This is a genomic window from Bacillus sp. AFS088145 (genome assembly GCF_002564465.1).
GTDB lineage: Bacteria > Bacillota > Bacilli > Bacillales > Bacillaceae_G > Gottfriedia.
Map to the genome: position 1 here is coordinate 18,842 of NZ_NUUX01000013.1, position 13,690 is coordinate 32,531.

General features: G+C 35.9%; 5 protein-coding genes. 1 reads left to right on the forward strand and 4 read right to left on the reverse strand.

The annotated features are described in order from the left end of the window. Nucleotides 1-281: 281 nt before the first annotated feature. From COI44_RS08505 to COI44_RS08520, 4 genes are all read right to left on the reverse strand, one after another. Nucleotides 282-8,756, reverse strand: a complete 8,475-nt coding sequence (locus COI44_RS08505) for an InlB B-repeat-containing protein (protein WP_098427551.1) — start codon at nucleotides 8,754-8,756, stop codon at nucleotides 282-284. Between the two features lie 609 nt (nucleotides 8,757-9,365). Beyond that, entirely contained in the window at nucleotides 9,366-10,310 is a 945-nt protein-coding gene (locus tag COI44_RS08510) for a DNA-processing protein DprA (RefSeq protein ID WP_098427552.1), read from the reverse strand. Between the two features lie 465 nt (nucleotides 10,311-10,775). Continuing rightward, nucleotides 10,776-11,048 carry a hypothetical protein gene (locus tag COI44_RS08515; protein ID WP_098427553.1) on the reverse strand — a complete coding sequence of 91 codons (273 nt, stop codon included), beginning with the start codon at nucleotides 11,046-11,048 and terminating at the stop codon, nucleotides 10,776-10,778. 288 nt (nucleotides 11,049-11,336) lie between these two features. Next, nucleotides 11,337-12,263 (reverse strand): LysR family transcriptional regulator, encoded by a 927-nt coding sequence (locus COI44_RS08520; RefSeq protein WP_098427554.1) that lies wholly within the window; start codon nucleotides 12,261-12,263, stop codon nucleotides 11,337-11,339. A 163-nt stretch (nucleotides 12,264-12,426) separates the two neighbouring features. On the opposite strand from COI44_RS08520, the gene COI44_RS08525 reads away from it, so the two are divergent. Next, a complete protein-coding gene (locus COI44_RS08525) occupies nucleotides 12,427-13,650 on the forward strand; it encodes a helix-turn-helix domain-containing protein (RefSeq protein ID WP_142329243.1) in 1,224 nt (407 codons plus the stop codon). Nucleotides 13,651-13,690: the final 40 nt, after the last annotated feature.

Below are 13,690 nucleotides of genomic sequence, written 5' to 3' on the forward strand. Positions count from 1 at the left end.
GATTCATTCTTATTATTAACATATCTTGCATCAAAATGCGTAATGATAAGTCTTATATTTAAGTGTATTCTATAACTATTATCATGATTTATGCCAATTTAAAAAATAAGACAAGAATACTGATTTTTACGTATTCTTGTCTTTTATATTTTTAAGGGAAAGTTTGTTATTAAAAAAGATGATCAATCGTTTTTTTCGAAAGGGTGTTTATTCAATTATTAAATATCCTAAACACCCCGTTCTGACTTGTTTTTACCTGAGAAACCTTGTCCTACTATTTATTATCGTTTGAACGCTATAACACTTGTCCAATCGCTGTAGATTTTTTTCGATCCAACCAATTTGTAAGAACGAACTTTGTAATAGTAAGTTTTACCTCTTGTTAATCCACTGTTCGTGTAATTTGTTTTTGTTACATTTGTTAAGTGAGCAAATGTGCCTGTTTTTGAAGTTGATTTAACAATCTCATAACCCGCAGCACCCGATACACTAGACCATGTTAATTTTACAGAAGATAAACCTGATTTTGTTAATTTTACATTTGTTGGTTTTGCTGGATTAGCTACCCATTTCGCGTAAATCGTAGTGTTTGTAGTCACTTTATCCTTCGCGAAGTTCCAAGCTACTTTTCCAGATGCATCTTTATACCATCCAAGGAATGTATATCCTTTTCTTGTTGGTGATGCTGGTTGGCTAATCGTTGAATTGTAATTTACAGTTCTAGTCGAAATTGTGCCTCCAACAGAATTAAATTTAACAGTATATTTGTTTATGTTCCATTTTGCATAAAGTGTGATATTGCTTGTTAATGTTACTGATGAACCTGCAGACGTTTTTAATGCAGAATCTTTGTACCATCCAACAAATGTATAACCTGTTCTTGTTGGATTTGGTAAAGTGATTTTGCTATTGTAATTTGCAGTTTTGTCTGCAATTTGACTGCCACCATTACTATTGAAATGGATCGAATAAGAGTTAATACTCCACTTCGCATACAATGTAATGTTGTTTGTTAATGTTACAGTTGGGCCTACTGGCGTTTTTAATGCTGCATCAGTGTACCATCCAACAAATGTGTAACCTGTTCTTGTTGGTTTTGGTAAAGAAATGTTGCTATTGTAGTTTGCAGTTTTATCAGCCACTTGACTGCCGCCATTACTGTTAAAGTGAATTGTGTAAGAGTTAATACTCCACTTTGCATATAAAACCATATCTCCAGATACTTTGTCTGTTGCAAAGTTCCATGGTGTTTTACCTTCTGAATCTTTGTACCAACCAAGGAATGTGTAACCCGTTCTTGTTGGTTTTGTTTCGTCTAGTAATGTGTTGTATTCAGCTTTTGCCGAAACAACTAGTCCAGCATCTTGTGTATCATAGATGACAGTGTATTTTGATGGTTTCCATTTTCCGTAAATCGTTTTTGCTGAGTAAATTGAATTTGTGAAATCCCAAGGGATTGTGCAATCTTGATCTGCAAACCAAGTTAATTCATAACCATGAACAGTTGGTGCCGTGATTCTTCGTGCTACAATTTGATCTTTCGTTGCTTCTTTTACTTCAGCTGGTGCATCACCTGGTACTACGAAATGTACATTATATCCATTTACTAATTTTTGAACTAATGATACATCAGCGTAATCAGTAGCCTTAATCGATATCTGATAATCTCTCGCTCTTGAGAATAGACTCTTATCTAAAGTAATTGTACGATTCTCTTTATCGACAGTATATTTCGATCCGTCTATTGCAAGTCCGTTAAGTGTGATGCCATTAATCGCATTTGCCCAATCTTTATCAATATACTCTAATACGATATTGTTCCCTATCGCATTATCCGTTGTATCTGCTGTTACAAAAGATCCTGCTAAAGCATATTTCGCATAAAGTGTAATTGGTTTTGTCACAATATTATCAAAATCATATGGTATTGTTAAATCTTGATCGCTATACCAACCATAGAACTTGTATCCAGCTTTTGATGGATCGAATGGTTTCGTCGCATTTCTGTCGACGATTTGAGCTGGAACTGGATCTCCGCCATTTGAATTAAACGTAACAGTATAACCGACAACTTGGTCAACTACATTTACATCTTTATACCCTTCTGAAACAATCGTCACATTGAACTTTTGTGCATTCGTGAAAAGAGCCGCCTTAAGAGTCATACTATTATTCGAAATCGTGTAATCCTTATTTAGTTCTAAAGTTTTATCACCGATTTTCACAGCCTTGATATTATTCTTCCAAGTTCCATCATCATTAAATGCTAACGTAATGTCGCTTCCTACAATGTTTCCAGCAACATCTTTATTAACCGTTGGTGGCACCTTATTCCAACATAGATAATAAGTTACATTATCCGTTATAAATTTACCGTTATCCATTGAAATATCAGACATCTTATCAATTGAGTTAGCTGCATCTAGATACAGATTTGAACTAATCGTCAGATTTCCATTTACTACATGAGAAGGACCTGTGATCATATTCGGTGCTGTCGCCAAACCATTGACAAGTGTATCGGCAAAGAATAAGTCTTTTGCACTCTTTAAGGATCCACCGTTCAAGTCAATATGACGTCTGTATCCTAGTTGAATATTAGGAATCGTGACTACTTCCCCTGTTGATGACGTTAGTTTGATATTATATCCTTTAATTGACCCTGCATTTGATAACGTTGGCATCTCACTGAAGGCAAATTTCTCACCTAATTTCGTTTGACCTGCTTGAACAGCTTGATCATGAGTTGCTGTTTTAAAGGAAAGGATTCCGTTATTACCATTTGACGTCAAGTCATAGGTACTTGGATCTAACGTATAGACCGTTGGTGTTGTTTCCTTTGAACCATCGCTCTTCATCTGATAGAATGTTGCCTCGATATTGGCAATCTTGTCCTTAGATGTTAACCAAGAAACATTTGTTAAATAGTCAGGAATATTGATTTTTAAATCGCCTTCTCCTAATATCCAACCAACTCCAGAAACCCCTCCGTTACTTCCGTCGAATTTTAATCCATCCGGATTCGCTTTATCAACTGGTGAGTAGCTTTGAGTCGTATTCATTTGCCATTTCGCATAAACAGTCTTGTCTGCAAATATTGGACCTGCATCCCATTGTGTTTTTAAAGATGGTTCATTCCACCAACCAAGAAATTTATATCCCGGTCTTGTTGGCGCAGGAGAATATGAGTTTAATAAATCACTATTTGGACCATTCGAACGACTTGCGCCCGGTTTGTATCCTACTGCCATCGACTTAGGGGCTGAGCCATCCTGACTGTCAAATGTAATACTATAACCAACAGGTTGTTGCGCAATGTAATTTGGATCAGAACCTGCTATAGTATCTGGATAAACTGTTCCATCTGCACCTGTTGAGCCAATCGTAAATTTGTAAAGCTGAGGTAAATAATTTTTACCACCAGGATTGATTGTCGCTTGATTATATGTTGAAGTATTATTTGGATCAAGAGTAGAATCCGTCATAAATGTTTTTGCATTAAACGTGATTTTTCCTGGTTTGCTAATGTCGTAATATTTTTGATTTGTATCTGGATTGATTAAATTCGTGATATCCACAGTTTTACCGCTATTAGTCGTCATAATTACTTTATTGATTCCATTTCGCCAGTTCGCATCTTCTTGGAAAGATAATGTTAAATCATTCCCAATATGCGCTACTGTTGGGTCTGTGATAATTGGAATCGCAGGCGTCGGAATTGGCACCGTTGATACTGTTAACGTTTTCGTTACATCTTGGTAACCTGTTGCCTTCACTGTAATTGTATAATTCGTTGCCGTCGGGAATAATGAACCCGGTAACGTAATTTTTGAAGGCATTGTTTGAATTGTACCATTTGCATCATAATACGTATAAGCCGGACTCATTGTTACTTTATCAGTTACATCTGTTGATCCTAGCATAACTTTTGTAATTGCTTTTCTCCACACTAAATCATCAACGAACACCGTGCTTGATGGAGAAAGTGAAATCGTTGCTCCATTTTGCAAGTCTTGTAGCTTAGGTGTTGATGCGACTGCTTGGGCTGGACCTGCAAAATTAAGTTTTTGCATAACTTGCTGTAGCGTATCACCAGCATTTAACGTAATTGAACCGGCATAAGCCGTTTCGATCGTCGTATCTTTATCAACTGTTAGTTGAGTATCTGGGACACTTAGACCTGCATCAATCGCACTTTGATTTTTCATACCAAAGTTTTTAAAGATATAATAGAAGTCATTATAGTCAATTCCATAACCAAATCCTGTTGGTTTAATCCAATAAATATCTGCATCACGGTTAGCATTTAAAAATGCTGTCTTGTTTGCAAGCTTATTATCTGGATTATTAAAATTAGTTAAGTTTTTATATTGGTAATAAACATCGATTTCTTTCAGTAAATCCTTCATGTCGATGACGTTGTCACCATTTACATCTCCACCTAAAAGGATTGGGAAAAGACCTGGAAGATCCTTTACTGTACCTGATTGATAACCGAATTTGTTTTGACCAATCACAGGTGTTTTTTCATATCCTTTAAAATGTCCTGGTACACTTGCTTCCAAAGAATATGGCTTGTCACTTACATCAGCTGTCAAAGCATAATATGGGTTGATAAACGCATAAGCCATTGTATTACTAGCTGTTGTCGGTTGATCTGTTGTAAATTTTTTACCATTTGCATCTGTAGCCGTTACCTTCGCACCTGAATCAACAGTGAATTGTGGATAGGAGTTATTAATGTTGTTTTTCGCGAAAGATTCCGCTGCTACACGACCTCTAATCAAAGAAGTGAACTGTCTTACATAAGGTATATCAACCGGGAACCACGCAACCCTTGTATCTGCACCTGACAATGTTAAATTCACTTGCAACAAGTCATATGAAAATTCTCCTACTACAGGTTCAATGTTTGTATAAGTTACATCTGCCTCAATAATCGGCATATCATGATCAAGAGCACCTTCTGAACCTATATTTGAAATTGTGATATCTGTTGTTTTTCCAATTTGATAATTTTGATGCATATATGGTTGACCTACAGTAAGAACGGTAGTTGGATCGATTCCTTTACTAATCAGATAATTTTTATACTCATCTGTTAGTCGGATATTAGAGAATTGGTACACACTATGGTCATTCAGTAAAAATTTACCGCCAGTCATTCCGACACCATATTTTGTTGCGATTGTTGTTTTGAATGGTTTATTCGGATCGACAACTACTTTATCTTCGGTACCTGGTCCTGCATCTACTCCATTAGATGAAGTTAGGGTAACGTAAGGATTTCCTTTTTTAATAAAGTAATAAGTTTGTTTATTGATGTCATAATCATTTTCACCCGAATAATCTGTAGGGTCAATTATAAAATCACTACCCAGTTTATTTGCTACGTCCTCTTTCGTCACACCAAAGTGGAAACGACCTTTCGCATTTGTATTGAAGTAAACTGTTGGGTAATAACTGTCTTGATAACCAGTGACCATATTCAATCCTTGATCAACAGGAACAGGTTTGCCAGTCGTTGGACTAGGTACTGATGTTTCTCCATTATTTTTCATCACGTCTACGTTCGAGTCATAAACCGTACCATGAAATCCTTTAATTTCTTGTCCAGGTAGGTACCCTGTCGTATCGATTTCATAGATTCCCGGTTTGGAGTCAGAATCCATCGTCATAGTCGGCGGAGTACCATCAACATAGACCGTATCTTCCGCTGTGTAACGTTTTCCATCTTTACCAGTAGCAATCATCTCGAGAGAGTAACTACCTTCTTTTAGTACTTCCACCTTATCTGCAATGCCAGATTCGTCATATGTTCCATCGTATGTCTTTGTAAATGGAAGATACCATCCATTAAAAAGAGTTAATAGTGGGCCATATTGGACACCTGGGATAAAATTTCTACCGCTTGATAATGTGTTTGTTACACCTATATATTTCCCGTCTTTATCCTTCACAACAATATATAAGTTTTCCATTTCGTTGTTAACAGAAACATTATAAGCCGAGATATTTCCTTCTGCCACAGCTTTTAACGCAACATTGAACGTATTAATTCCTTTTTCCGCAACTGTAATTGTAAAAGGAATTCGATAAGTCTCCGATGAGTCCGCTGCATTTATTAAGTGGATATACCCCTCGTAAGTACCCTCAAGTGAATTTGACGGAACCGTTATTTTTGCCGTAGCTTTGGCTGTACTTCCTCCGCCGACATTAATCGATTTCACGTTATTTCCATCAACCGAAAAATCAATTTTAACATCATTTCCTGTTCCTGGTCCGACTTTATTCGACCCAGCAAATTTTGAGGAAATAAATTCCGTACTTACATTAAATGTTTTAGTGCTACTTCCTTGGTTAGAAACGTTAAAATCTTTTGAAGAAACTACATCATCTGAACCGTTCGTTGCACCTTCTCCTCTACCTTTAAAACCAAAGTACATGCTACCTGTAATGTTATCTACTTCATGTGCTGTTGAGCTATCAGCTAGATTATCAATTGTAACTGTTTTATCTAAAACTTGAATTTTCACATTTTCTTTAATAGCACGTGATGGATCAACACGTCCTGCTCCTACTTGATAAACACTATAAGTCTTTGAATCTGTGTTAATATCTTTAGCAGTATTCATTAATGCTGTTTTGACATCAGCCGGTGTATAATCTGGATGTGCAGCTAAAATTAAAGCTGAGATCCCAGCAACGTGAGGAGTTGCCATTGATGTACCAGACATAATCTGATAACCAATTTTATAGTCATGTGCTGCATTTGGCTCCCAAATATCGTATGGAGCTGTTGAAGAAATATCAACCCCAGGTGCAACTACATCTGGCTTAATTGTCCAATCTTTAACTGGGCCTGTTGAGCTAAAGCTTGCTAATTCATCCCCGCTCTTAGTAATAGGCGCATCGAGTGTAGAAGGGAACGTAATATTAGCTGATTTTGGGTCCTTTTTAATCGCATCAGAAAGAGCTTGTCCTTGTTCCTGAGTTAATGAAATAGAATAAACATTATCCATGCTTACTCCTAAGAAATTAGGAATATAACCTTGAGAATCAGTATCAGCTGTATTATCCCAGATAATCATTCCAGCTGCTCCAGCATTTTTAGCATTTGTCATTTTTGTTTGTAAATAGTCTACGCCACGCTTTACTAGAACAAGTTTACCTTTCACATCAATTCCACTATAATCTGCTTCACTTCCTAAGCCAACATCAACGATTGGAAGTGTTTGACCTTTATAAACATCGTCTGCTTGTGAAAAGTTTTTACCAAATAATCGTGATTTATATGAAACTGAACCATTCTTAACAGTCATTGTTGCAATTTCTTCAGGGATTGTACTTGCACCAACAGTAATTGCCAGTGCCGAAGTTCCTGGTGAACCTACTGTAGCTTGACCAGGTCCACTATTACCTGCAGCAACATCACACACAACTCCAGCTAAAGTAGCATTGTTAATTGCAATGCTTGTTGGGTAAAATGGATCATTAACATTTGCACCAAGAGATAGATTAATTACATCCATATGATCTTTTGCAGCTTGATCGATACCACTTAGTACAGATTCGGTTGTTCCATGTCCTCCTGGTCCTAATACACGATAACCATAAAGAGCCACATCAGGTGCTACCCCATTTGCCGAATAAACATCGTTATTATTAGTCGTATTTGCTGCAATCGTACCAGAAACGTGTGTTCCATGTGAAGTAATATATGGCTTATAATCTGAAGGTGGTGTTCCCCAAACTGGATTTGAACTCGCCTTATCAGCTACCCAATCATCATAAGTTGTTTCCATTGGATCATGGTCATCCACATACTTAATGTTTCCTGTTGCATCAATTCCGTCATTATTTACAAAGTCATGACCACCATATAATTTTCCATTTTCATCATGTGTTACTTTATAAAGATCAGGGTGGTTGTAATCGATTCCTGTATCCAATACACCCACTTTAACCTTTTGGCCCGCACGTGGACCTGTTTTAATAATACCTGTATTCCCTTCAGCTTGAAGCTTATCAATCCCTAAATGGGAAAGTGCTGAAGTTGGCTTGCCAGCTGATGTAGCTGTCGCTGATTTTTGAGAATTGCCTTCATCAGGTAAAGAATATTCTACTTGAGACCAAACAGACGCAACATCTGGACTTTCTGCAAGCTTTTGAACTAAATTTGCGGGTAACGTTAATGCAACTCCATTAAATGCATCTGTAAATTCTCGCGTAATACTAATTTCTGTTTTAACAGTTTTCCCGCCAACAATAGAAGTTTTAGGTTGAGTATTTAAAAAGCTCTTAAAATTTGCATGTGAATCTTTAACTTTTATTTTAGCATCTGAATATTCGCTATCAAAAGCTTGACTATTTGCAGTTGCTCCACCTTTAGCTAAAGATTGCTTAATGATTTGTATTTTAGCTGGATCTTGTTTAAATTGAACAATAACATTAATCTTTTTTGAACCGATTAAATCCTTTTTGTCTACACGGATTTTTTCGGTATTATCTGCACCAGTAAGCTTATTAATATTTGCTTTTTGTTCTGGTGTAAGCCCGTCAAGAATACGGTTTACTTCTTTTGCGTCAAAGGTATTACTAGATAAATTTTGCTGATTAAGATTTGCTTCAGCAGTATTTCCACTTGCATAACTATGAGGAATCACAACATTTAAAAACATCGAACTTAACGCAAAGATCGAAAGTATTTTTTTTGTTGGCCTCTTACTTTTGTGAGACGATTTTCTCTCTTTCATGTTTTCCCCCCCAGTATAAACAAATAATGAAAAATTCGATTATTTGCCCAAATTCCGAAAATTCAAGTATTAAAATTTTTCTAAACACTTAAATTTAATTAAATATTACTCCATGTTTCGCTTGTCTTGTATTGGGGAAATTTAGCGATTTCCACTTGATTTTTTTTCGAATTTAATTAAAGAAAATGTTATTATTTGACATTAATTGTTGAATTTTGGCTAATACTCCTTACAAAACAGCGAATTTTAAGTAAAGTTGTAAATTTTAGACTTTTTAAAATTTGGGGGAATTTGACGTTTTTTATTAAAAAAATGAAAAAACATAATATTCCTATTTTTAACAAAAAAACTATCCTACTTTTTAATTAAAAAAGTAGGATAGTTTTTTAATAAACTTATAAACTATTTAAATTGTTTGTAAAAATAATCTATTTTGTTATTTTAAATCTAATTGAGTTAAAACATCATCTACCGTTACACCTTTATAAGCTACCTTAGCTTTAGGTGAATTTGGAACTGTAGTTCATGATACTAATTTATACTACCAAACTCACTCACCTACTCTTCAAACAAAAAATCAAATCCATGAGTTTGATTTAAATTTTACTATTATTTAGTTCTTTCAATACATTTCCCATTATAAGCAGTACATATTTTTATACTTGGACAAAAATCAGTATTATTCAAACATAATGCAGAAGTAAATTCAGGGTCTAATCTGCTAATCGTATTAAAATAACAACCTATATAATGATTACGAGCTATGCTATTTAATTGAAACGAGACTGGAAAATTATTGTTTACGTGTCGATAATATAAACCTTTAGATGTAAACGGCGGAGGATAAATTTCTGCAGGTAAGGTAGGAATGATGTCATGCACATTAAAAATACGAAAACTTCTTTTTACAATTTGATTGTATCGATAAGCAAATTCTGGATCTGCAACACGCGGACTACCGAACGTATAGACTGATAGATTGTCAAAATCAGAATTCAAACCACCCAAACTGTATCCTGCTATCAATAGTCTTTTATTAGGTGATAACTTCATTAATTCTGTAAATAGTTCGTTCCTGGCAGATTGATAAAGCACAACCTTACCGATTTGCTGTCCGAAATAAACAGCATAACGGGATCCACCACTGATAATTTCTTCATCACTCACTACTATGATAATCGGGCAATAATACGCAAGAAGCACATTTCGTTCGAGCAATCTCTGTGTGAAATGGTCTATTCCTGGTTTATTTCTGATTTCTGGGGTTGTGAAAGGATGGTACACACCCCCGTTTTTACGAATTCGTTCGCCCAGTTCACGGTTTGTCTTAGGTGTTAACGGTACACTCGGAGTCGTACTGACAATGGCAATCGTTTTTGCACCTTTTACCTCAAGCGTTCCTTCGTGCGCTTCCGTGTCGATGCCAAGCGCTAACCCACTGACGACCGTATACCCTTTTTCCGCACAACGTCTCGCAAATGTACGAGCACGTTGTCGTAGTGGTTTACTTGTTACGCGTGGCCCGATGATTCCAATGTATTTCGTACTCTCCATTTCATTCACCCTTCATCTTCTTTCTTTTATTGCATCATACCTTTTGGCTCGTTTTCACTTTTTCTTTCCTTGTGTCCTTTTCCCCTAACAAAAAAAGAATAGGAAAACTTATCACAGGCAATATATATACCGAATAGCCTTGAGACCTTTAGAATAAAGGGCTGAAGTTTTGGTATATATACTAAAACTTATACCAAAACGTTAGGCTCTGTTTAAGAATAGATTAAAATTTAAAGGCAACCTTTATGGGGTGCCTTTTTTAGTACGTCATACAATAAAAATTGCGTATTACCCCATGGTTATAATGTATTTTAGAATTGGTATATGGTATATGTTTTACCTGTAATAATTATATAGTTCAATAAAAAAATACAGCCTTTAATTAATATAAAGACTGTATTAGTAGTTAAATCATAAGTTTTGGTATAGTTTTCTACCTGTAATAAGCAGTGCTACTCTTTTTTCTTAATTAAATCGAATCAGCATTGCTTCAAAAACAGTTTTGGCTACCTTAACGATGCTTTCGTCTAATTCAGGTTGTGCGGTTAATTGAATTTGTTTCTCACGTGACAACTCAATGCGGTCACCTATGGTAAAACAGTACAAAATCTCAATCGTAGAACCTGGGTGGAGAACTAATGCGTAAGCGTTCTCTTTACTGATTTTTATCGAAAGGATTTCTCCTGTTGGTTCAGTCCAAGCGTTTATTTTCATAATGATCGCATTTGTTCTCGTCATGTTTAGGTAAATCTTCCTTTCTACCAAAAAGTAAAACCGAAAAAAAAAGTCTTAACAGCCGACTTCCTTCCGGTTTTGAGGAGGTTATTTAGTTGGTAAAAGTTTGAGATTATCCTTCTTCCCTTTTTCCGTTATACAAATTTGTGCGAAAAATAGATAAACAAACGACCTAGCCACCTATTTCAATGAAAGCGCTTGGTACAATGGGCTCTGAACACGATGAATGCGGGCAAACTCGAAGTATTTTAAAATAATGTTACTAAAATCAATTCATGCAAAAAGGTACTCCTAGTGAGTACCTTCTTTACCATCAAACGATTCTTTCAGTACAACTTTTATCCGTGCGGTTAATTCCTCAAAAAATAACCGAACTACTTCTGATTCACGCTCTTCAATTCTATGGACACACCATAAATCGACTGGTTTGATCCGTTTATCTTCAATTGGAATTACTCGAATTTCATCGGATTCGATGATAGGTTGATTCCATAATGTAAAGGAATGCAGATACAAGACCGCATCTTTTTCACTAAGCATATCGAACGCAAACTCATGCACGTTTGTCGTCAAAAACGCATCTTGAATACTAGAAAACTCAATCGGCAGTTGTTCGTAATCAGATAACGTATACGCAATCACCGTCTTTTTTTTCAAATCGGCTAACCGAACTGATTTTGCATGATAAAATGGCGATTTTTTTCCCACTGCAATACAAATTCTAGTTTGCCCTAAGTGTGTGAGCGTTTGTTTATCGAAATATTTCGATTCTGAACGTGTCAACGCACTAAACGAAAAATCGGCTAGTTGCTGCTTATTTTTTAACATTGTTTTTGTATGGTTTTCCATCACTTGAAAGGTAAGATTTGGATGAAAATGATCAAGCGATAGAATAATTTGCTGAATCAAAAACGAGAATGTCGGGGTCATCGAAATCGTGATGAGTATATCATTCTTTCGTTTTATTGTTTTAACTTCTTTATTTAAATTATCCATCATTTCCAACATTTGAATTGCATGTCTAACCACTCGTTCGCCTGCATTAGTCAGTTTAATCCCTGTATTCGTCCGATCAAAAATTTTCACTCCAAGCTCTGACTCAAGCATCGATATTCCTTGACTTAACCCTGATTTTGACACATATAAATTGTCGGCAGCTCTCGAAATCGACCCTTCTTTTGAAGCTTCTACAATGTACTTCATTTGTTCAAAATTCATCTCACTGGTCCCCCCTTTCTTTTTCTATCCTTAGTTTTTCCGATTTTCTATTCATCATGCGAAAGGCTTTTATTGTCAAGTTTTTTATTCACATCAGTGTTCCGAATTTCTGTACAAGTCATTCGTTTTTTTGGACTAGTCTTCTTTTCCTAAAAATTATAAAATGCAACTGAAACGGAAAGGTGGCGGTATCGTGTACGAAGGAAGAATCATCCAACATTATCGAAAGAAACAACGTTTGACACAAGAACAACTCGGACAAGATATTTGTTCGGTGACACATCTCAGTAAAATTGAATGTTCACGGACAACTTATGCGCCTGAGATTGTATCACTTTTAGCTTCACGTCTAGGTATTACGATGGAAAAAGAAGTTGAAAAACTTCATACGTATAAAAGTTTCTTGGCAAAATGGGAATACGCGATTACGATGCGCCTACGACACGATATGGACGGATTTGCTGCGCACCTGATCAATGAAGATCTGATTTCACTTTCTGAACATTATCATTGGTTTTTGTTATTGCACGCAAAATATTGCCTACTAACCAATCAACTTGATCAAGCACGTCAGTTGATTAAACTACTTGAAAAAAAGAAACAAACCCTTTCTTTTGATGAAACCCAACGGTTTCACCATGTAAAGGGAATGTTTTACTTGGTCACATATCAAGCAAATCATGCCATTCCGGAGTTTGAGCAAATTGATGAAACGGTTTATCCTGCAATCGATTATTTGTACCACTTAGCACTAGCTTATGAGCTAGCTGGTTTATCAACACTTGCCTATTATTATGCAGATAAAGCGAATCGCTTATTTACTGAGAATCGTCAGTTTTTATTAGCTATTGAAGCTGAACGGATCATGCTTGCTCAGTTGACAGATTTACCTCAACGCACGCTCGATTTTCGGTTAATTCAATTACTACAAAGTTGCGACCTTTGTCAAGCAGTAGAGCAGAAAGCAATGATCCTTTGTTTATTCGGGGACGTCCACTTGAAACGACACGACAAAGAACAAGGGGCTCATTATTACCTATATGCATTGAATTTATTAGATAAACAGTCAGTTTTTTATTTAACAGTACTTGAACGTCATTTACGTCTTCAAGTTGAACTCGACTTTTTGAACAAACATACTCTTCTTCCCGAAATTGAAGTTGCAAAGCAAATTGCAAGCGATTCAAAACAAGAAATGTTTGTTCACTTGTTTCAATTACTCATTTATCAAGCTTCTAACAATCTTATCGATTACCGTCGCTATTTAGAGAAAAAGGCGCTTCCTGCCTTTTTGCAATTTGGTGTAAGCGAATTTATTCAACTTGCCACTTTTAAAATCGAGCATTTGAACGCACAAATCCCTTCAAATGAACTTGCGTTAACATAAAAAAACAAGAACCACTTGCGTGTTCTTGTTTTTTTGTTCT